Source organism: Joostella sp., from assembly GCF_048266025.1.
GTDB lineage: Bacteria > Bacteroidota > Bacteroidia > Flavobacteriales > Flavobacteriaceae > Galbibacter > Galbibacter atrarenae.
This window is the reverse complement of record NZ_JBLXAF010000008.1, coordinates 160,628-186,329: the sequence shown is the minus strand read 5'-3', so window position 1 is coordinate 186,329 and position 25,702 is coordinate 160,628. Positions and strand designations below refer to the sequence as shown.

Below are 25,702 nucleotides of genomic sequence, written 5' to 3'. Positions count from 1 at the left end.
TGTTAATCCTAAATTACTCTCTTGTAATTTTGTGTCAGTAATAGTTAAACTTCTAACTGTAACATTTCCTGTATTAGTTACTGTAAATGTATACGCTATTGTATCTCCAGCATCATCCAATCCATTTCCATTAACATCTGTAATAGCAGCCGATGTTTTTATTAATTCTAATGACGGAGCTTTTAATAATGGAGTAGTAACTTCACTAGTTGCTCCAACAGAAGCATTCTGTGGATCTGTACCAGCTACCTCAGCTTCATTAATAACGCTTCCAGCATTAATATCTGCTTGTGTAAATACATAAGTAGCACTAACTGTTGCTATAGCTCCAGGAGCTAATTCTGTTGCAGATAAAGTAAGATCTGTTGAACTAGGTAAGAAATCGTCTGTTAACACAATATTGTCTATGGTAACATTTCCTGTATTTGTAACTGTAAAGATGTATTCTATAGTATCCCCAGCACTATCATCTCCACTGCTATCTACATCTACTATAGCACTTGCCGTTTTTAAAAATGTTAATTCTGCTTCTTTTGTAAGTGTTGTTTCCGTTGGGTTATCCGTACCATCTAATGAATCCCCATCATCAGAACGATCAGTAACAGGGTCTCCTGCTGGATCTTCTCCTGTAACAGTTGCTTGATTTATAAATGAACCACTATCTATATCTGCCTGTGTAATTGTATAAACAAAAGACGCATCAGTAAAAGTTATATTTTCACCTGGGTCTAAACTTGTAGGCGTCACATCAAAATCGACAATTCCTATATCAGGATCGCTTATTTGAAGAACATCAACGGTTACGAATCCAGTATTTGTCAAGCTAAACGTATAAGTAATTGTATCTCCAGCATCCACTCTACTATCTCCTCCATCATTAATAGTTGCAGTTTTAATCAATTCTAATTCTGCTTCAGATGGAATTAGAGTTATTGTAGGGTCATTTCCTGGATCTCCATCAAAATTGGAATCTGTATTAGCATCACCATTATCAGAAATATCAGAAACTTGAGTTCCATCAGGATCATTTCCAGTAACTGTAGCTGTATTTTCTACTTCCCCTAAATTAATATCATCTTGAACAAGCACATACGTATAGGTAACATTTGCAACTTCATTTGGAGCCAAAGTAGTTGGAGTAACTACTAAATCTCCCACATTTGTTCCTAAACCATTATCTACTAAAGTAAGTCCGTTTATGGTTACGTTACCTGTATTTCTAATACTAAAAGTATAATTTATATTATCACCAGCTTGGTAAGATCCATCAGCAGGAAGTCCAATAACCTCATTAGGATCTGCTGTTTTCACTAAAGTAAGTGCTGCACTCTTAGTAATATTTGTTGTTGTTGGATTATTAGTTCCGTTAACAGGATTATCATCATCTGAAGTATCGGATACTGCTGTTCCTTGTGCAGTTGTTCCATTTGCATCAGCACTATTAATTACACCTCCAGCATTAACATCACTTTGAGTTAATATATAAGAGGCTGTATACGTAGCTGTTTCATTAGGAAGTAAAGTTCCTTCATCACTACCTAAAGTAGCATCATCAAAAGTTGGAGTTGTAGTTAATGTTAAAGAATTTCCATCAGCATCAGTTAAAGTGTCCGTAATAGAAAGACCACTAACGGTAACATTCCCTGTATTTGTAACTGTAATTTCATAATTTACTGTATCTCCAGCATTATCCGTATTACTATTATCTGTATCTACTAAATCGGCAGTTTTTATAACCTCAATACTTTCATTTTCATCTATAATCCATACCGTAGGATTATCATCTCCATTAATATTAATTCCATCATCAGAAACATCAGAAACATCTACTCCTATTGGTGATGTAGCTGTAGCTGATACGCTATTACTCACTCCCCCTTCATCTACATTAGATTGGGTTATGGTATAAGTAGCTGTATAATTAGCCTGTTCATTAGGTTTTAAATTCCCTAGTGTACTATTTAATGTGCTACTCACAAATGTTGGTCCGCTATCTAAACTTAAAGCACCTCCGTTTATATCCGTTAAAGTATCTACTAAATTAAGACCTGTAAGGCTTACATTCCCTGTATTTATTACTCTTATAGAATATGTTATTACATCATCTACACCACCAATAACCCCATCGCTATTAGTATCTACTACATTTTGAATCTTTATTACTAGAATGTCTGGTGCTGGAGCTAAGGTTGTTACCGTTGGTTTCTCTCCTGGATCGTCTGGATCATCATCAGAATCATCGTTTACATCACCTCCATCAGGATCTTCTCCTGTTGCTGTTGCTGTATTTACAACTTGCCCGGCATCTATATCACTTTGTTTGATAGTATATTCCGCTGTAGCAACACCAATTTCTCCTGGTGCCAAAGTTGATGGTGACAATCCTAAGTTAGTTATTCCAAGAGTTGCATCAGAAATACTAATAATTGTTATTGTTACATTTCCAACATTGGTCACTGTAAAAGTATATTCAATTACATCGCCAACATCATCAACACCACTACCATTTTTATCTACTACAACAGAAGTTTTTATAAGTTGTATTTCTGCATCTTTAGTAATTTCTACTACCGTAGGACCTGTTCCGTTACTATTATTAGAAACAGCTGTAACATCATCTCCATTAGGATCTTGTCCTGTAGCTGTAGCCGTATTCGTTATTCTACCTGCATCTACATCCGCTTGTGTTATGGTATAAGAAACTGTTCTACTTCCCACAGCTCCTGGATTTAGTGTGCTTGGTAATAAACTCACTCCAGTCGTTCCGATTCCGATTCTTGCATCTACAAGATTAATACCAGTAATAGTTACATTACCTATATTCGTAACGGTTAAATCATAAACAATTCTATCTCCAGCATTTTCAATACCGTCACCATTAGTATCTTCATAGGTTGCCTCTTTTAACAATGTGATTTCTCCGTTCTGATCGAACGTTGTTACTGTTGGCTCGTCTGGACCAGAAGTAGGCTTATTGTCTCCTGAAATATCTGTAACCTCAGAAGCATCATCAACTCTATTTCCAGTAACTATTGCGGTATTGCTAACAGAACCTGAATTTATATCATCTTGAGTAATTGTATATTCAACATTTGCAGCAGTTCCAGATTGATTAGGTCCTAAAGTAGATGGCGTAACAACCATATCTGTCAATCCTAGTGGAGCATCATCAATAGTAATTGTTTCTATAGTGATATTCCCAGTATTTTTTACATCAAAACTATAAGTAATCGTTTCGTTTACATCTGCTAGATTATTTCCATTTTCATCATTAAATACCGCCGATTTTATAAGTTCCAAGGAAGCTTCTGTCATTAAGCTCACATATGTTGGATCATTATCACCGTCTGTATCGGGATCTAAATCTGAATCTGCAGGATTCCCATCATCAGAAACATCTGTTACCGATGCTACATCTGGATCTGTTCCGCTAGTTGTAGCAGAATTTATTACTTCCCCAGCATCTATATCACTTTGTGTTAATGTATATGAAGCATTCACTATAGCAACTCCTCCAGGCTGTAGCGTAGTTGGAGAAACTGTTAGGTCTGTAGAAGCAGGTAAAAAATCATCTGTTAGTACGATATTATCAATCGTTACATTCCCCGTATTCTCAATAGTAAAGCTATAAAGAATAATATCTCCAACATTATTATCTCCACTACTGTCTACATCGGTAATATCTGTTACTTTTTTAATAAGTGTTAACGCTGCATCTTTAGGAATGTCTGTAACAGTTGGATCATCTCCTGTGTCTCCATCTCCAGTATTTCCATCATCTGAAATATCATCTACACTTGTTCCTACTGAAGTTGTTCCTTCTGCAAGAACGGAATTTGTAACTCCTTCAGCATTAATATCACTTTGTGTTAAAATATAATTTGCAGTATAGGTTGCTATTTCTGAAGGAAGTAAAGTTCCTTGAGCACTTCCTGAATCTGCTCCAATAAAAGTTGGTCCGCTATTTAATGATAATGCATCTCCATTATTATCTGTAAGAGTATCGGTAAGGGTTATTGAATTTACGGTAACATTCCCTGTGTTTTCTACTGAAATAGTATAAATTATAACATCTCCAGCACTTACCATATTATCATTATCAGCATCATCAATTGTAGCTCCTTTTATAACCTCTATTGATGGATCTTCGGTGATATTAAGAATTGTAGGAGCATCTAATTGATCTGTAACTTCTGTACCATTTGGATCATCTCCAGATGCTAAAACTTCATTATTTAAACCTCCTCCATTTACAGCTTTTTGCTTGATGGTATATGTTGCAGTGTATGTTGCAACTTCTGCTGGCTCCAAAACACCTTCATTATTATCTGAAGAGGAAGCTACAAAAGTAGGTCCGCTATCTAAGTTTAGAGAATTTCCTGCTACATCTGTAAACGTATCTGTAATACTCACATTTTCTAAAGAAACGTTCCCAGTATTTGTTACTGTAATCGTATAAGTAACAAGATCATTAATTCCGCCAGTGAGTCCATCGCTATTAGTATCTGCAACAACCTGTGTTTTTGTTACCTGTATACTTGGCTCCCCTGTTATTGGTGTTACTGTAGGATCATCTCCTGTTCCATTCCCACTATCGGAAACATCAGTAACATCCATATCATCTGGATCCTTCCCTGTAACGGTAGCTGTATTTGTAATACTTCCTGCATTTACATCAGCCTGCGTAATAGTATAATTACTTGTAATAGCACCGATAGCATTTGGCGCTAACGTTGATGGAACTACACCTAGGTTGGATACTGGTAATCTTGGATCAGAAATTATTAAACCTGTAACTGTTACATTCCCTGTATTAGTGACAGTAAATGTATAGGTAATAATATCTCCAGCATCGTTATTTCCATTTCCATTAGTATCTGCAATAACTGCTTCTTTTATTAATTCTAATGATGCGTCTTTTGGTAAATCTGTAATTGTTGCTCCTGTACCAGCTCCATTATCTGAAGTTGCAGTTACAGGATCTCCTTCTGGATCCGCTCCTGTTGCTATGGCAGTATTCGTTACATTTCCTGCATCTATATCTGATTGGGTAATCGAATAAGTTACCACAGAATACCCTAGCTCGCCAGGTGATAAATCTGTTATTGCTGTTGCTTCAGTTATATCTGTATAGATGTTTTCTGCAGAAGCTCCAATTCTACTATCTTCTATCGTAGTAGCACTTACCGTTACATTTCCTGTGTTTTCAACAGTAAAAGTATACGTAATAATATCTCCAACATTAACAACAGAATCTCCATTATCATCGACATATACACCTTCTTTTAGTAAGCTTATTTCTGGAACTTGCGTAAAATTGGTAACTGTATTGTTATTTCCTCCATTTGTTGGATTCCCATCATCTGAAACATCAGAAACATCATTATTATCATCAGACCGTTGTCCTGTAGCTGTTGAGGTATTGCTAAAAGACCCATTGTCTATATCTTGTTGTAGAATTGTATAAGAAACATCGTTAATAACCCCTGATTGGCCTATCGCAAGAGTTGCCGGATTAAGAGTCGTTCCTGTAAAGCTTAGAATAGGATCATCTATTACAATATTTTCAATACTGATATTCCCAGTATTGGTAACAGTAAAACTATACGTAATTGTTTCTCCAGCTTGCGTAATCCCATCTCCATTTTCATCATTTAAAACTCCTAATTTCTGAAGGTCTAATTCTGCTAGAGTTGTAAGATCTACAACTGTTGAATCATTTTCAAAATCGCCATCGTCATCATCATCAACATTAGCATCTCCATTATCTGAAACATCTGTTACTGAATCTCCATCTGGATCATCTCCAGTAATTGTTGCTGAGTTTATAACCTCCCCAGTATTAACATCTGGATTTTGAACTATAAAATAATCAGCAGTAAAATTAATAACTTCTCCTGGAGCAATAGAAGTATCTGTTAATGTAAGGTCTGTAGAAGCTGGTAAATAATTATCCGTAAGGATTAAATTATCTATAGTTACATTCCCATTATTTTCAATTCTGAAAGTATATCTTATTCTATCCCCAGCATTATCATCTCCACTACCATCTACGTCTACAACAGTACTTGCCGTTTTTATTAAAGCCAACACAGGGTCTTTAGTTATTAAAGTCTCTGTAGGATTATCATCTCCATTACCTGTAACACCATCATCAGAAATATCTGAAACATCCGTTCCTTGTTTTGTAACTCCATCTGCTGTAGCGGTGTTACTCACACCACCAGCATCTACATCTGCTTGTGTAATATTATATGTAGCAGTATAAGTAGCTCTTTCTCCAGGAGCTAAACTTGTAGCTGTTCCATTCCCAGTAGCACTTACAAAACTAATTGGAGAAGTTAATGTTAATACTCCTCCTTCAGCATCTGTTAAATTATCTGTAATCGTTAAACTACTAACTGTAACATTTCCTATATTTTCTATAGTGAAAGTATACATGATAATATCTCCTGCATTATTTGTATTGCTATTATCTACATCACTAACAGAAGCTGTTTTTATAAGCTCAATAATTGGATTTTCAATAATCAATAAATCTGTAGAATCATCAACATTGTTTCCATCAGTATCATCTCCATCATCAGAAACATCTTGTAATTGAGGTACATCTACTCCTGTACCCACAGCTATTGCACTATTTACAAGTCCACCAGCATCCACATCACTCTGCTTTAAGGTATAAATTGCAGTGTACGTAGCAGATTCTCCCACTAATAAAGTTCCTTCTGTACTTCCTAAGCTAGCACTCCCTGAAACATAAGTAGGCCCACTAGTTAAAGTTAAAGTAGCTCCTAAGGCATCTTCAAAAATATCCGAAACACTCACATTTGTTAGTGTTTCTTGACCATTATTAGTAACTGCTATTGTATAAGTAACTACATCTCCAGCATTTGTAGATCCATCGCCATTTGTATCCGCAACAGCCTGTGTTTTTGTTGCCTCTATACAATAATTTACAATTGTAATTGATAATGGTGTTGGAAGTTCACATCCTTGATCATCTTCAACTGTAACTGTATAATTTCCTGCTGCAAGTCCTGTAAATTCTCCTGTTGTATTGGTCTCGCTAGTTTCAGCAATAGTGTAAATGAAGCCACTATTCGATCCTCCTTGAGCTACCACTGTAAATGCCCCAATTGATGGACTAACACAAGTAACATTTTGATGATCTGAAATTTTCTCTGAAATACTCACAACAGCTGTTTCAGTTAAAGTAACAGTTATTGGATTTTCATTTGTACAACCATTAGTATCAGTAATTACTACAGAATAGGTTCCTGCTGTAAGTCCACTTAAATCTTCGTTATTCTCTTGTCCTGTTGGAATGATTCCGCCATTAGTAGCGGTCCATAAATAAGTATATGACGGTGTTCCGCCAGAAACGGTTAAGTTTATAGTTCCTGTAGCATCTCCATTACAAAGGATATTTACAGCTGTAGTCGTTCCTGAAACTGCTGCAGCAGGTTCTGTAATTGTAACTTCTATAGTATTTGCATTGGTACAACCATTGGCATCGGTAATTACTACAGAATAGGTTCCTGCTGTAAGATTTGTTGGATCTTCAGTAACCTCCACCCCTGTTGGTATGGAACCATCTGTTGTTGTCCATAAATAAGTATATGGTGCTGTACCGCCAGTAGCTGTTAAATCTATAGCTCCTGAGTCATTACCTGTACATAATATATTCGTTTGAGTTGTAGTTCCAGAAACGATAGCTGCTGGTTCTGTTATTACTACATTTATTGGACTTGCGTTTGTACAACCGTTAGCATCAGTAACTACTAAGTTATAACTCCCCGCAACAAGTCCGCTTATATCTTCATTAGTACTTGTTCCTGTTGGAATTACCCCTCCATCAATCGCTGTCCATAAATAAGTATAAGAAGATGTTCCACCAGAAGCTGTTATATCTATTCCTCCTGTAGCCTCATTAGTACATAATACATCTGTTTTTGTAACACTCACAGTTAGTGCTTCTGCAGGTTCTGTAATTTGCACATTAATAGCTGTTGGGTTAGTACAACCATTAGCATCGGTAATTATTACTCTATAAATACCGTTTACTAAGTCTGTTAAATCTTGGTTATTCTCTTGCCCCGAAGGAACTGCTCCGCCAACTGTAGACCAAACGTATGTATAAGGTGCTGTTCCGCCAGTTGGTGTTAAATCTATAGAACCTGTATTATCTCCGTTACATAAAATATCAGTTTTTGTAATACTTCCTGAAACAACCTCAGCTGGCTCTGTAATTGTAACATCTATTGAAGCCGTTGAACATCCATTAAAATCTGTGATCACTACAGAATATGTTCCAGCTGGTAAATTTGTTAAATCTTGTGCAGTTTCTAATGAAGAAGGAATTGTTCCATCCGTAGTTGTCCATGCATATGTATATGGTGTTACTCCACCAGTAGGTGTTAAATCTATAGAGCCTGTATTTCCACCATTACATGATACATTTGTTTGTGTAGCTGTTCCTGAAACAACAGCTGTAGGCTCTCCTATTAAAACATTTATAGCTACTGGATTTGTACAGCCATTACTATCTGTAATTACTACGGAATATGTTCCTCCAGTAAGTCCTGTTAAATCTTCGTTCGTATTTGTTCCAGATGGAATTGTTCCATCGGAGGTACTCCATACATATGAATACGGTGGTGTACCTCCTGCTGGAGTAAGTGCAATTGCTCCTGTAGCGTCTCCAAAACAAGACACATCTGTTTGTACTGTAGTTCCGCTAACAACCAAGGGCTCTGAAACCGTAACATCTACTGTTGTTTCTGCCTCACAACTTGTATCGTTCGCATCTCTTACTTCAATAGTATAATCTCCTGCTGATAAACCAGTAAAAACACCATTTGCTACTGTTGTTGTAAAGCCATCGATACTATATTCATAAGTTCCACTACCTCCAGTAGCTGTAGCTGTAACACTTCCATCATCACCTCCATTACAACTAACATCAACTATTGTTGGAGTTGCCCCTATTACAAGTACATCTGGCTGGTTTACTGTTACCGTTATTGGAGTTGCTGCCTCACAACTCGTATCGTTTGCATCTCTTGCCTCTATTGTATAGCTTCCTGCCGATAATCCAGTAAAATTACCATCTGTCACTGTTGTTGTAAAGCCATCGATACTATACTCATAAGTTCCACTACCTCCAGTGGCTGTAGCTGTAATACTTCCATTACTACCTCCATTACAAGTAACATCAACTACTGTAGGAGTAGCTCCAATTACAAGTGCGTCTGGTTGACTTACTGTGGCTACTATTGATGATGGAGCCTCACAAGTGGTAAAGTTAGCATCTCTAACTTCTATGGTATAATTCCCAGCTGTTAAGCCCGTAAATACACCATTACTTACTGTTGTTGTAAAGCCATCGATACTATATTCGTAGGTTCCGCTACCTCCAGTGGCTGTAGCCGTAATCCTTCCGTTATCACCTCCGTTACAAGTAACATTTACTACCGTTGGAGTAGCTCCTATAACAATTGCTGTTGGCTCTGTAATTACTACATTTATTGAAGACGTTTCGCATCCATTAAGATCTTCTATTACTACGGAATATGTTCCTGCTGTAAGTCCTGTTAAATCTTGACTTGTTTCTGATCCAACAGGGACTGTACCTCCATTTGTTGCTGTCCATTGGTAAGTGTATGGAGGTGTTCCACCAGCAGTTGTTAAATCTATTTCACCTAAAGCTGCTCCATTACATGTATTATTTGTTTGTGTAGCTGTTCCTGATAATGTTGCTGTAGGTTCTCCAATTAGTATAAACTTTGGAGATGGAATTGTACATCCATTAACATCTGTTATTACTACAGAATATGTTCCTCCAGTAAGTCCTGTTAAATCTTTATTAGTATTTGTTCCAGATGGAATTGTTCCGTCTGATGTACTCCATAAATATGAATACGGTGGTGTACCTCCTGCTGGAGTTAGAACAACTGCTCCCGTAGCTTCCCCAAAACAATATACGTCTGTTTGCACTGTAGTTCCACTTATTGCCAAAGGTTCAGAAACTGCAACGTTTACTGGAGTTATTGCTTCACAACTTGTATCGTTAGCATCTCTAGCTTCAATGGTATAATTTCCTGCTGATAACCCTGTGAAAACGCCATTTGGAACTGTTGTTGTAAAACCGTCTATACTAAATTGATAAACCCCACTCCCTCCAGTAGCCGAAACTGTTATGCTTCCATTACTTCCTCCAGAACAAGTAACATCTACTACTGTTGGTGTATTTATTACAAGCGGTGATGGATCGTTTACTATAATATCTGTGATTGTAATAAAACACATCGTGATATTATCTGTTACTGTTACATCATAACTCCCAGCCTCTAAAGCTGATTGGTCTTGTGTATCTGCAACTACTCCATTAGTTCCTGTTGGACTCCACGCATAACTATAATCAAGACTTCCTCCAGAAACTGTAATATTTATAGCTCCATTATTACCTCCTGCACAACTAGGACTTGTTATCTGAGTAACATCTACTGTTAAATCAGAAACAAAAGGAGTTATAATAATAGGAGTATTTGGAACTACTCCCTCACATATACTAGGATAAGCTGTAGAGGTTATTGTAATATCTGTATAACTTCCAACTTCTAAACCGCTAATAATAATTGTTCCATTTGATTGTGTTGTAGCTGTAAAAGGAGTAATAGCAACCCCCTCATAAGTATAAGAAACGGTATAATCTGTTAAGGCTAAAAGACCTCCTCCCGATATAGTTATCATCCCATCATTTCCTGGATCACAAGAAGTAGGACTAACTGCTGTTGCTACTAAGGTAGCTTCATCAATCTCGCAACAAGCATCATTGATTGCGTCATCTAACCAATTTCCAAGACTAGGAGTAAAGCATCCTACAGCTGTTACTAAGCCATTAGTATCTACTGCGGTGGCATCAATAGTTGTATAATCTGAAGTATTAATTTCATCATCAGTAAACCCTGCTTCAATCCCATCAGGACATGTATCTCCATCACTATCTAAATCTAAATAATCTGGAATAGCGTCTGGATTATCAGGGTGCAAAGCATCTGTATTGATTGGCACAATAGAACCTACTGAAGACTCTCCCGTATTACACCCATTAGGGTCTAGAACATTACCCGGAGTGAATTTACAATCAACAAAATCAGGATTAGAACTTAAAGAAATATTCCCCGAAGCTTCCACTGCATCTGGAATTCCGTCATTATCACTATCTAAATCTAAATAATTAGGCACACCATCGCCATCAGTATCTACAGTACCATCTCCTTCAACAGAATCATAGATTCCATCATTATCGCTATCAACATCAGCATAATCTGGCACACCATCGCCATCAGTATCTAATAATGTATTATCATAACAGTCACAAGAATTCCCTATACCATCATTATCATCATCACTATCTAGCGTCTGACTATCTCCTACTCCTTGTCCTGTTCCTGCTATTAAAGGCACTCCATATGATGCGCTATTAGGATCTGCATCTACATCAACACCAAGATTATCAACATTTGGAGCTCCATAACCATTAAATGTAGGTTCTCCATTAGTATTACCTCCAGACATTGTTGATGCTACTAAATCTGATGCCGTAAAGCTAGCATCACCTTCAAAAGCATCACTACAACCATCACCATCACTATCTAAATCAAATTGATTAAAAATTCCATCTTCATCAGTATCACACATAGATGTATCAGACAAAATAATAATTTCTTGCATTCCTAAGCCTAAATTACTCGCATCTACTTTTTCTGCAATAAATTCTAACGAAGTAATATTATAAAACTGAAAAGTAAATCTTGAAAAAGAGTTTGGGCCGTTAGAGTCTTGATCATTTGCATTTCCTGTATAAATGTATATTCCCTTTTCATTATCAAAATCTATTGTGTAATTGTTATCAACAGGAGGTTCGATAATTTCAGCAGGTGGAGTAGAGAATGCACCAATTCTTTCTGTAACATCTAAATCATAAATATTAAAGCTATAACTTGATACATTAAAAGGTATTGTAGTCCCTGTTTCATAAAAATTAACTGTGATTATAGTCCGTTCGTTCGAATTTGGTAGGGAACTAGATATTTCACTTGTACTATTTCCTTCAATACCACTTCCTATCAAAAATTGATTATCGTCAGCTCCAAGAATATTATCAGTTCCTGATGAAGTAACAACCATATCAAAACCATATCCACTAAAATCATTTACAATAAATCCATTTGGAGATGTTGTAGCTACTACATCTTGTTGTGATTTTAAAATTGTAACTGGCTCACACTCATCTACATCTAAAATTCCATCATTATCATCATCTAAGTCATTTACATCAGTAATTCCATCACTATCTGTATCTAAACAAGCAGCTATAGATGAATACAGTACAAAGTTCTTATATGTAGACGAATAGTTTATTTCTCCTGAATCCGCACTACTCTCTACACTATCATCTAAACCATTTACTCCTACATTATTATTAGGGAACTGGAAATCTTCTGATAAATCTGTTGTAGCTCCACTCTCATATGCATCGCTACACATATCACCATCACTATCTAAGTCTAAACGATTTGGAATTCCGTCCCCATCTGTATCTATATCATTACAGACCTGTGTTATTTCATTACTATTCCCAAATAACACATCGGTGTATGTTCTTGAAGTAGGATCATTGGTGCTTAAAGCTAATTGATAATCGTCTACGGGAACTGTTTGTGAATACCTAAGTTCACCATTCTGATACATATTTAAGTTACCGCTTTCATCTATTGAAATAGCAAAAATGTCATTACTAGAATAGTTGAATACCGAGGATATGGTACCGTTTGCTCTTATATCAAATTGTGTACCTGACCTAAAATAAAACTTATAAGACTCACCACCTAAGCCAGCTCCATCTTTTACTCCATTCTCTGGAATAACTCCTAACATAGATGTAACATTCTGAGCTGCTACCTTATATTCCAAATACATTGGTAAGGATACACTTTGATCACTATATGTAGATCGCCATACATTGTTATTAACATTTCTATTAAAGGTTATAGAATTTTCTGTAGTAGTAGTATTTATTTGAACACTTCCTGTAAAGGTATAAGTAGATAAATCTTCATTAAAATAATATTGACAAAAACCTGAAGATTCATCAACATCTGGCACCCCATCATTATCATCATCAATATCACGAGAGTCACTTATTCCGTCGCCATCAGTATCTACACATAAATCCAATTGATCATTTAAAGCATAAATAGAGTAATTACCTTCATAATCTGGGACTCCATTACCATCTATATCTACCTCATCTACTAAACCATCCCCATTGGTATCTGCCCCTGTAAATTGATGATCTGTTTCTTCTGAGTCGATAGCTCCCCCCTCAAAACTATCACTACAACCATCTCCATCACTATCGAGATCTAATCGATTAGGTGTTCCATCTCCATCAGTATCAAGGTCTGCTGCACATAACTCTGATAAATGTAATGCTAGGCCATCTGTTGTGGTATCATTATTATTTGTAAAATTAAGAGAGATCTGTTGGTATGAGCCTTCAAGTAGTATCGACCCAGAGGCACTCAAATCATTATCATTACAATCTACAGTCTGTGTTGTACCTGAGTTTATATCAGAAATTAAATTTCCTACTATTTGAATCTGATTATTTCCTTCTAGTAAAGAAATTCCAGCCAAACCTACCCCACTTACTTCTAGATATCTTTTGTCTAAACTATTTATATTAAGCACTATATCACTAACAACTGCATCGAAACTTATTGTCATAATGCTTCCTGATGGTGAACTACTAACCTCTAACTCAAATGCATCTGTTGCATTTTTTGCATAATAATAAATATCCTCATCAGAAAAATAGCATGAACTTCCATCCGAGGTAAAACTTCTAATACGAATATTATTACTACTCTCAATAGCTTGATAACCGATACCACTAAACGCTAATTGTCCTGTAACAGAAGTTGTTGTATTATAATTTCCAGGGCTTGCTTCTCCACTAATTATATTTGAAAATATCCCGATACAATCTTCTTGTTCATCAATATCTAAAATACCATCATTATCATCATCTATGTCATTTAAATCTAAAATACCATCTCCATCAGAATCTAAACATAAGCTCTTACTTCCGTTAGCAGCATATGTGTCATAAGTACTTTGATAATTAACAACGCCATCTAGAGCTTCAACAATATCTGCTAGACCATTATTATTCGTGTCTTGAGCACCTCCAGCTGTAAATACAAATTGATTGTTTACAATTTCTGATGCAATTGCACCTGCTTCAAAACTATCGCTACAACCATCGCCATCACTGTCTAGATCTAAAAAATTTTCAATTCCATCATTATCATAATCACATATATCTGTGGCTTCTGGAATTTCATTTCCACGAACCCATAAATGAAAAGAAACATTGGCGGCTACCTCTCCAGAATTAAAAGTATATCCCTGTTGTGAGGTAGATGGAAGCCAATTAAAGCCATTTCCGTTTCCACATGTATGGTAAATACGCTCACTTAATACATTTGTATTTCCATTACACGTACCATTTGCATTAAACGAAGCTTGACCAACTCCTGTCCAAGAGTTATTAACCGTATTATCTGCAGACCCTCTGTTTAATGTAAAGTTAGAATTAATTCTATTCGCATGAGCTTCATTTGTAGAAACTACATCTACAACACCCATATTATCAGAAATTCTAACTTCTGCTATTCCATTTATTACCGCTAAGGTTGTAGGACTTAAAATTCCTCTTGTAGTTGTCCCCAAGCTACTACTTGCTGGTAATGTTCCTTCTCCGTTTCCAAAATCTATAGCTACCTCTACGTAACCATTTTCATCTACATAAGTAGAAAATGCTTCTCCTTGTAACTCAAAATAATAAATTCCTGCTCCCTTAACATTTCTTGCTTGCGCTATACTTGTAAATGGAGTGTCTTTTGTAATTCCATTCGAACAGTTTTCATCTCGATCTGGAACTCCGTCATTATCATCATCTATATCAACAAAATCTGTAAGTCCGTCTCCATCAGAATCCAAACAAACTCCAAGATTTGGATTTAAACCAAACTGAGAAAATGTGCTTTGATAGTTTAAGTTTCCAGAAACACCATCTTCCAATGAATCTTCTAAACCGTTTCCGTTAACATCTGTAATATTTGTAAAAATATATTCTGGAGCATTACTTGTTGTAGCACCAGCTTCTAATGCATCACTACATCCATCACCATCTGCATCTGGATCTAAGTGACTTGGTAAACCGTCATTATCAATATCACACAATCCATTTCCTGCAACAAAAGCTTCTGCCCCTCCTTTAACCCATAAACTTATATAACTATAATATTTTATCTCTTGAGAAGAGTTCTGTACTTTTTGGTCATTGGTAACTGGTTTCCAAACCATTCCATTAGTATTCCCACAAGTATGAATAACCGTTTGTTGTAATTCTCTTTGATTAGTGTTAGTATTACAACTTGCATTTGCAGTTAACACTTGAGCGTTTGTTCCTGTCCAAGAGCTGTTAATAGCATTTGTAGCTTGCCCAATGTGTAAAGTCTGGTTTGTAACTAAGCGGTCTGCTATTTCTGACTCAGTTGTAACGGCATCTAAAAAACCATCGCTGTCGTTTATACGTACTTCTTCAATACCTGTTAATGAAGCTAAAATTTCAGGAGATAAAATTCCACGCTCTAAATTATTTATCACATTACCCTGTGGCATATCTCCAACTCCAAAACCATAGTCTATAGCAACTTTAACATAACCATTACTATTTACATATGTTGAAAAAGGATAACCTCCAATATTAAAAAAATAAATTCCAGCAGCTGTAATATTACTAGCTTGAGAAATACTTGTAAAAGGAGTTCCCGAGGAAAGACCATCAGAACAACTCTCTTGGATATCTAAAACACCATCATTATCATCATCAATGTCATCGTTATCTAATACTCCATCATTATCAGAGTCTATACAAAACCCTGCATTACTATCCAATGCATATTGATTATAACTAGAAACATAATCTACTCTTCCATCGCCATTAACATCTACAGCATCTACTAAACCGTCATTATTACTATCAATATCAGGAAATTGATAATCTGCATCAGTAACTGTAGTCGCTTTAGCTTCTAGCGCATCACTACAACCATCATTATCACTATCGTTATCAAATTTATTTTCAATACCATCTCCATCGGTATCGCTATAACACATTTTTACAGCTAGATAAAATGGATTTACGGTAGATGGATCGGAAGCTGCACCAAAAGGTAAAGAATAATCTATTTGGACACTGGTTATTCCTGCAGATGCTTCAAACTCACTCCTAAACCCACAAGAGTTAAAAGCTCCATTACCAGGCCTAGGCATTATATAACTATGGTTATTCTCACTTACTTTAGTGAAGTTTGGTAGTCGAAAGTTTGAAACTCCACAAACATTATTAAATCTCTCCCCTTCACTAAACACTGTTCCAGAGCTTAAAACTTCTATATTAACTTGTTCGTTTATGGAGTTCCCACCAGATACATTTCTAGCAAACAAATTACTCTCTGAATTTACAACTAGACTTCCAGGCAAAACAGAACCTATAAATGAAATTTTATATGAATTACTCGCTCCGCTGAAAGTTGGAATGAAATTTAAAAACTGACCATCTGTTGTAAATGTTGGTGCGGAAAAAAAATTCCCTGAGGCTTCGACTCTAACATCAAAACCAACAATTCCTGATACATCAGTATATGTCTGCGCAACCCCATTAGTGAAAATAATATCATTTATTAAACCTAATAAAGCAGTATCGATTGATACATAATCGGTACACTCGGTAGTATCTGGCACTCCATCGTTATCATCATCTAAATCATCCAAATTAGAAATACCATCTCCATCGGCATCATCCCCTGGCAAATATTGCAAATTACCTATATAAGAAGGTATGTTGATCGCTGCTATAGATTTCCCTACTTCTAAATTCCAATTACCATCTTTTCCAGTAATATCTGTAGAAGCTGCAACTGAAATATTAAGCTCTTTCTCTATATAAGCTACAGCATCTTTTCCAAATGCTCCTTTGGCAAATTCACATCCGTATATATTAAGGTGTGAAATTCGGTCTGAATTTAATGAGAATTTTTCTTTTAGAAAGCCAACAATTCCTTCTTTACCTAACCACTTATTATTAATATATAATTTACCAGGCTTACCGTGGGAAAACAGTTGATAAACAGAATTTAATTGAGCATACCTATTCAGCTCTAAAGATTGTATGTTCTTTACAGCGCTATCAATATAAACATTAGAAGTATTATCTATTTTAGTTTTGTAATTATTAATTGTATTACCTTCTGAAATAGAAAAACAATTAATAAAAAAAAGTAAAATAACATTAAGTAATAGTTTCCCCATCCAACTACCTTTAATTTTAAATAAAATACCCTTCTATTGAAGCATATTTCATAACCACAAAATAGTAAATAAACGATATAAAGCTACCCAACTTAAGCTTCATAAATAATTAATAAGTTAATTATTTATTAAAATATACGTATTTATTCTCAAATAAATAAAGAATTTTCATCAAAAAACATAGTGAAAATCATCAACACGAGTACTACAAAGGTTTTCATAGATATGATGATAAGATACTTTTTTATAAAATTTACTTCTAATCAATAAATTACAGTTTCAAAATAAGAAATCTTAATATTAGCGGTTATTAGTTACATCATTTAGTTTCGCGAAAATAATCTAAAAAAAGGAAATGAATTGTATTTTTTAGAAAAAAATCTTCTTAAAAAGAAATAATCTATACTTACAAAAACAAAAAGCTTGGACTTACATAAGTCCAAGCTTTTCTATCAGAATCAAGTATTCTTTAAACTCTAAACTTAATGACTATGGCCAGTTTCCCCTTTATTTTTTTCAGCCATTAAATAATAAGCATTGTTATAACTGAAAAGCATATCATTCGTTACTTCTGAAAGTAACTTAATCTCTACCCATCCGTTATGTGTAATACCTGTTTTAATTTCTACAGGAGTGAACCTCCATATAAATTGACCGTTTTCTTGTTCTTTTGTTGCTGTAAAAACAAAACTTTTACCTTCCTCTTTTACAATTGCATCTTCAGGCAAAGCATAAACATATTCTTCTGAAGTACTAATTATACCGTTTGCATACATTCCAGGAATTAGGTTTTCATCTTCATAATCTATATCTGCATGAACATGAATAGCTTTTGGAGATGTTTCAAATTTCTTCCCTATAGAAATAATAGTTGCTTTTAAGACCTTATTAGGGATGGACTGCACTCTTAAGTCTATTTCTTGCCCAATTTTTAATTTATATACATCTCTTTCAAAAACCATCAAATCTGCATGCACATGGTCATTATCTACAATCATAAACATAGCATCTTGAGGGTTTACATACTGCCCAATTCCTACAGTTACTTTTTCTACATAACCATCAATAGGACTCACCACAGAAACCTCTTCTACAATATTCCCATCTGTAATTCCTTTTGGGTTTATGTTTAAATGCTTCAGTTGAGATTCATAACCTTTTACTAACCCAGACAACGTTTTATATTCCGATTGCGCCTGCTGAAAAGATTTCCCAGAACCAACTTCTGCTTCATATAATTTTTGTTGACGATCTAAGTTTTGCTTCGAAAAAACCATATCGCTATAAGCTTTGATATAATCGGTTTGCAATCTTGTTAAGTCCGGATGCGTAATTGCGGCTAACACTTGTCCCTTTTGCACCTTATCTCCTTCAATAACTTTAATTTTAGTTACGTTTGCTCCGATTATTGCTGTAACCGTTGCCTCATATTGCGGCGGAACTTCCAACTCCCCATTTGCTTCCACAATTCCTGATAAAGGTTTTTTAGATAATGAGTCTACTTCTATTCCTAAACTATTAAATTTTAATTCTGAAAGTTCTAAAACTTCACCATGTCCCTCTTCTGCATGGCCATGAGCATCTTCATTCGCAGAATTATTATGTCCTTCCCCATTTGATTCTTCTTTCTTTTCTGTTAAACAGGAAAGAAAGGATATTATTAATCCTAAAAAGAATATTGATTTTATAAGTATATTTCTCATTGTGCTATTTTTATTTTGAAGTCTTTAAATAATATTCTAATTGATATCTGCTTGTATAATAATCCCTAAATGCCAACCATGAATCTACTTCTATGGTAATAGCATCTCTTGTATTCTGAAGAAAAGTAACATAATCTACCGCTCCTTCTTTATAGGCTAAAACAGCTCCTGTAATTTGTTCCTCTGCTAATGGCAACGCCACCTCTTTATAATATAACCAAGCATTTTGCCATTTCTGATAATCTTGGATTATCTGCTGGTATTTTGCATTCATCGTTAACTGCTCTTGTAAATAATTTTCTTGAGCAATTTCTTTTTTAATCTGAGCCTGTTGTTTTTTTCCTAATTGCGGACCAAAAAATAAAGGAATCTCTAATCCTATTTGATATTTGTAGAAACCAGATTGTCCGGCTATCTCTTGTTCTGAATATTGTCCTTGTAATTTAGGGAGAAAAGCAGCTCGCTCTTTTCGATTCGATGCTTCTGCTACTGCAACTTGTTGTTTATACATCTGAAGCAAAGGATGAGCTGTTAAAGAGTCTAATTCATACGCCAAAGGTTTATCTATTGTTGAAACTTCCACTTCAGGAATTACAAATAAAGTATCACTTACCAACCACATATTTAGGTATTGAATTGAACTCAAGTAGTTTCTATATGCTTTTTCTCCTTGGATTTTCACTTGATTAGCCTGATTAGAAGTTGCTAAATATTCTAATTTAGAAGTTTCTTCTATTTCATATCTCAATTTTGCAGCTCTTTCAATATCAGTAAAAAGAGAATCAATTCTCTTATAAACATTATTAATCTTACTAGCCACATATGTATTTACCCAAGCAACACTTACATCTCGTTCTACTTCTATTACAGAAAGCTCTAATCCGCTTTCGGCTAATGCAATTCGCTCTTTTTGCAACTTTAATTTTGGTGCAATTCCAAATAGATCTATTCCTTGTTGCTGAAAACCAATTTTATTATAAATCCCCTCAGAATTATTACCAACCTCTTCTTTTCCAGTAAAAACTTGAGTAGAACCAAAATCCCAAGCTGATTTTTTTAGGACTTCTTGCTCTCGTATTTTTAAAGCTGCAGATTTTAACTTAGGAAAATTCTTAATAGCTAATTCTTGAGCTTCCTCGATAGTAATCTCTTGAGTTTGTATATTCTCATGAATATTTTGCTGAGAAAAACCTGAAAAACTTACTAACATCAACACTCCAATTGTAAGTGTAGATTTAGACAATTTTAAATTCATTTTATTATTTTTTCTTTCTTCTATTAACGCATATAATACCGGTAAAACAACTAAGGTTAATAAAGTTGCTGTGAGCATACCTCCTATTACAACTGTAGCTAATGGTTGTTGCACTTCTGCTCCCGCCGATGAAGAGAAAGCCATTGGTAAAAACCCAAAAATATCTGTTGTTGCTGTAAGCATAATTGGACGGATTCTTTCTTTTGTTCCTTGGAATATTTGATCTTTTACATTAATTAAACCTTCTTCTTTTAAAGAGTTAAAACGGTTAATTAAAACTAAACCATTTAATACAGCGACTCCAAAGAGAACAATAAAACCTACTCCTGCAGAAATACTAAAAGGCATATCTCGTAACCATAAAGCCATAATCCCCCCAATTGCAGATAACGGAATAGCCATATAAATCATTACTGCTTGCGAGAATGATTTTAAAGCAAAATACAGTAATACAAAAATTAAGAAAAGTGCTATCGGAACCACCACCATCAATCTAGATTTTGCACTTTGTAAATTTTCAAACTCTCCTCCGTATGAGATATAATAACCCGGAGGAAGGTCCAATTCTTCATCTAGCTTCTTTTGAATATCCTTTACTACAGACTCTACATCTCGTCCCCTAGCATTTATTCCAACATACGTTCTTCTAAAAGTATTATCCCTAGAAATTTGCATCGGTCCAGGACGAAAACTAATATCTGCAACCTCACTTATAGGGATCTGAGAACCGTTAGGAAGGTCAATTAATAAGTTCTTTAGATCATTGATGCTTTGTCTATTTTTAGCATCAAAACGAATCACTAATTCGTAACGCTTTTCTCCTTCAAAAATTTCTCCTGCAACTCCACCCGCAAAAGCTGTACTTACATATTGGTTAAGCTTTTCTATATTCAATCCATATTGAGCTACATTCTTTCTGTTGTAACGAACCGTCATCTGTGGCAATCCAGAAATACGCTCTGCATTTACATCCCCTACGCCTGGTATTGTTTGAATTAATGTTGCCATCTTTTGTGCTTTCTGTGCTAGCACATCTAAATCTTCTCCATAAAGTTTAACAGCTACATCTTCTCTAACTCCAGTAATCAACTCATTAAAACGTAATTCTACTGGCTGACTAAAAACTAAGTTGACTCCCGATAATACTGACAGTTTTTCTTTAATTTTTCCTATAAGCTCATCTTTATTAGTAGCCGAAACCCAATTATCTGGATTCTTATCTAATACGATAAACATATCAGCAATATCCATCGGCATTGGATCTGTAGGAATATCTGCGACTCCAATTCTGGCAACTACTGTTTTTATTTCTGGAAAATTATCTAATAATATGCGTTCTATTTTCTTTGAAACATCAATAGATTCGCTCAAGCTACTTCCTGAGCGTATTAATGCTTGCATTGCAATATCCCCTTCATCTAATTGAGGAATAAACTCTCCTCCCATTCTAGAAAATGTAAATCCACTAATTACTAGTAATGCAACTCCAATTGCAATTACTGCAATCTTAAAGCGAAGAGCCAATTTTAAAAACGGCAAATATGCATTATGGATAGCACCTATAATTTTATTACTTAAGTTCTCTAATTTTAATTCAAACCTCCGGAATCTGCTTTTCTTATCTTGGATAGGTTTCATAAAAATAGAAGCCATCATTGGAACATATGTTAAACACAAAACAATAGCTCCAATCATTGCAAAACCAAAAGTAAATGCCATTGGCTTAAACATTTTCCCTTCCACTCCAGTTAAGAATAAAATAGGAGTAAAAACAATTAAAATTATTATTTGTCCGAAGAAAGCAGAATTCATCATGGTAGATCCTGCTTGATAAGAAATAGTATCCATTTCCGCATTGGTTACCCTTTTAGAATTGGATTTTAAACGTTTCTGAATCTCATGCACAGTCCCCTCAATAATAATTACCGCCCCGTCAATTATAATTCCAAAATCTATCGCTCCTAAGCTCATTAAATTTGCCCAGACATTAAACTGCTTCATCAATATAAAAGCAAAGAGTAGTGATAACGGAATTGTTGTTGCAGTGATGATACCTCCACGTAAACTCCCTAAAAGAAGTACTAAAGCAAATATCACAATTAGCGCCCCTTCAATTAGGTTTTGTTTTACAGTGCTTGTAGTTCTCTCAATCAAAGAGCTTCTATCTAAAAAAGGTTTGATAACTAGACCTTCAGGAAGAGATTTTTGCACGACCTTCATTCGCTCTTGGACGTTCTTAATTACTTTACTAGGATTAGCTCCACGAAGCATTAAAACCATTCCCCCAACAGCTTCTTCTCCGTCTTGAGTGAAAGCACCGTATCGTGTCTGACTTCCATAATGAACAGATTCAGCCACGTCTTTTATTAATATTGGAATTCCATTTATATTCTTAACAGCGATGTTTTTTATATCATCCAAAGATTGTATCAATCCCTCCCCTCGAATAAAATTCGCCATATTATTTTTCTCGATATATGCTCCGCCAGTATTTACATTATTTTTCTCTAATGCTTCAAAAACTTCTGACAAAGACACTTTAGCTGCATTTAGCCTGTTGGGATTGATAGCTATTTCGTATTGCTTTATTTTTCCTCCAAAAGCATTTACATCGATAACTCCTTCTGTTAAGGCTAATTGCCTAGCAACAACCCAATCTTGAATAGATCGTAATCGAGTTGGAGAAAACTCATCTTCATACCCCTCTTCTGGGCTTAAAGTATATTGATAAATCTCCCCCAAACCAGTACTTATTGGGCCAATTGATGGTGAACCAAATTTCTTGGGTATTTCGGATTGTACTTCTATTAATTTTTCTTGTACTAATTGCCGTGGAAGATAAACTCCCATATCATCTTCAAAGACAATAGTTACCACAGAAAGCCCAAATCTAGAAATAGAGCGAATTTCTTCTACTCCGGGCAAATTGGCCATTGAAAGTTCAACGGGGTAGGTAACGAATTGCTCAATATCTTCAGTGGCTAAATTCTGAGACATTGTAATTACCTGTACTTGGTTATTAGTAATATCGGGAACTGACCCTAGATTTATGGTAGACATAGACCATATTCCGACTCCCACCAAAGACAAAATAAAGAGTCCGATAATAAGCTTATTCTTTATAGAAAAAGCTATAATATTATTAATCATGTAATTGAATATTAATTCAGTTAAACAAAAGAATAGTAAGTCTGACAATCATGTCAAACAAAAAAATTATGTATACTGAATTATACCCGAGGTGGTTGTAAAATGGAGTTTAAAAAATCATCTTTTATATTAAAATAAAAATGATCCTCTTTTGTAGAGATACTTAAATCGATGACAGCAAAATCATACTCTTCCAAAGTAATCATTGGGATATGACAACACTGACATTGACAAAATGGTGAACACAAGTCTAAATCTAAATCCCCAGGATGTTGATCTTGACTCATCACTACTTTTTCTGAAGTTACATCAACAGCAACCTCATCACTACAAACTAAAAAGCTGAGTGACAAGAAATAAATAGATAATATTGCCATTAATATTTTCACATTGTAAATATACTCTTTTTATTGTACTTCAAAAACATGTATGTTTCGATTTCCGTAGCAAGTAAAATTAATGAGTATTTTGACTAACAGTATGTTTCCATAACATATAGATTATAAACCACCTGCAAGCCTCTTAACTACCCTACGGCTACTTCCTTTAAAACAAAATATGTATTTTATTCTATAAATATTAAGATTAAGATTAATTTGTTTAGTAAAAATACTATATTTACTAGACTGTAGGTTTTTACTAAAGAAAACTTATAAAATATTAAACATTATGAGAAAATTAATTACCAAAGGTGCAATTGCATTAGGAGCTGCAGTAGTATTTGGTCTCTTCGCTTTTACAAGTGAAAATGATTCTGAGTACACAACTGCCGAGCCATTGTACAAAGAAAAAATGGAGTTTAACAGCAATGGTGAACTTATGAGACCTAGTCCTGATCTTTACACTTCATGGATTTTTGTAGGCTCAAACGTTGCTCCTGCTGAATTGAACACCGGTAATCCAACATTATTTCCTGGTTTTCACAACACTTACATGCCGCCTTCGGATTTTGAGCATTTTAAAAAGACTGGAAAGTTTAGAGAAGGTACGCAATTTATACAAGTAAATGTGCTTACAAAAAGAGAACTTAATAGTGGTGTAGGATATTCTGCTGGAGAAATCCATACTATAAAAGCTTCTGTAAAGAGTAAGAAAAGGTTTCCAGACAAACCAGGTAACTGGGGTTATTTTAAATGGAATGATAAACACACGAATCCTCCTGTAGCTTCTTCTAAAGTACAGCCTACAGCCAAATGTAACCAATGTCATGTTGCATTTGCTTCTGATACTGATTTTGTGTTTTTACAAAATTATCCAATGTTAAGATTGTATGATCCTAATAAAAAAGTTGACAGAACTAAGATCTAATTATTAGATTAAAACAATTTGATTGTCAAGGTTTTTATTAAAACAAAAAGGTCAACTGAAATTAATTTTAGTTGACCTTTTTTTAAAAGTTGACTTTAAGCAGTTCATACAATTAATTTAATTAAAACATAAAAGAAGTAATCCGTATTCTCAATATTTTCAAAGCATTAGAAATATGTGTTTCTACAGTTCTCCTAGAAATATTAAGTTGGTTCGCTATTTCTTGATTTGTCAAGTTGTCTTCTCTACTAAGTTTGAAAATCTCACGACAACGATCTGGTAATTCACGTATAATATTAGTTAGCGCATTATCAGTTTGAATAAAAATAAGTTGATCATCAGTAGCAACTTCTGCATCTACTCCTTCAAGATAGTCTTTATGTTTTACACTTAAAGGATTATTTCTAAGCTCTTTATAAACTTTATATTTTATAGCTTGTTTTAAGTAAGCTTCAATATTGGAGCTATCTATTTTTTTTCTTCGTTCCCAAAAATTCATCCAAACCTCTTGTACCAAGTCTTTGGCTATAGCTTCATCATTTAAAATAGATTTTGCCATAATAAAAAGAACCTCCCAATAACGATTAAACAGTAAATGAAATGCTTTTTCATCATCGCTTTTAATGCGATCCATTAGTTGATTGGCAGTAAGTGGAGTGGTGTTATTCATGGCTTTCAAAATAAAGAAAAACACTTCCCTTTTGAGTTAATTTAAAGTAAACTATAAGCTAAGTTCACGTTATTAATCTAATAATATCGGAGATTAAAAAACCCTGCAGAAATTCTACAGGGTTTATTAGAAAAAAAAATCAACTGCTTTCATGGATTAACTCCA

At 34.8% G+C, this 25,702-nt stretch carries 6 protein-coding genes; 1 reads left to right on the top strand and 5 read right to left on the bottom strand.

Going from position 1 to position 25,702, the window contains the following annotated elements; genetic code table 11:
* The 4 genes from ACN0TY_RS13840 to ACN0TY_RS13825 all read right to left on the bottom strand — a co-directional run.
* Positions 1-17,451: DUF4347 domain-containing protein (locus tag ACN0TY_RS13840; protein WP_417444964.1), on the bottom strand; the 17,451-nt coding region annotated here is incomplete at its 3' end.
* A 482-nt stretch (positions 17,452-17,933) separates the two neighbouring features.
* Positions 17,934-19,154, bottom strand: coding sequence for an efflux RND transporter periplasmic adaptor subunit (locus ACN0TY_RS13835; RefSeq protein WP_417444963.1), 1,221 nt, complete (start codon positions 19,152-19,154; stop codon positions 17,934-17,936).
* A 10-nt stretch (positions 19,155-19,164) separates the two neighbouring features.
* A complete protein-coding gene (locus ACN0TY_RS13830; protein ID WP_417444962.1) occupies positions 19,165-23,559 on the bottom strand; it encodes a CusA/CzcA family heavy metal efflux RND transporter in 4,395 nt (1,464 codons plus the stop codon).
* A gap of 80 nt (positions 23,560-23,639) precedes the next feature.
* A complete protein-coding gene (locus ACN0TY_RS13825; RefSeq protein ID WP_317207868.1) occupies positions 23,640-23,936 on the bottom strand; it encodes a DUF6660 family protein in 297 nt (98 codons plus the stop codon).
* A 292-nt stretch (positions 23,937-24,228) separates the two neighbouring features.
* Between ACN0TY_RS13825 and ACN0TY_RS13820 the strand changes: the two genes are divergently transcribed.
* Positions 24,229-24,867: a cytochrome P460 family protein gene (locus ACN0TY_RS13820; RefSeq protein WP_417444961.1), complete on the top strand. Its 639-nt coding sequence runs from the start codon at positions 24,229-24,231 to the stop codon at positions 24,865-24,867.
* A gap of 121 nt (positions 24,868-24,988) precedes the next feature.
* On the opposite strand, the gene ACN0TY_RS13815 is transcribed toward ACN0TY_RS13820, so the two are convergent.
* On the bottom strand, positions 24,989-25,537 hold the full coding sequence (locus tag ACN0TY_RS13815; protein ID WP_236959118.1) for an RNA polymerase sigma-70 factor: 549 nt from the start codon (positions 25,535-25,537) through the stop codon (positions 24,989-24,991).
* Positions 25,538-25,702: the final 165 nt, after the last annotated feature.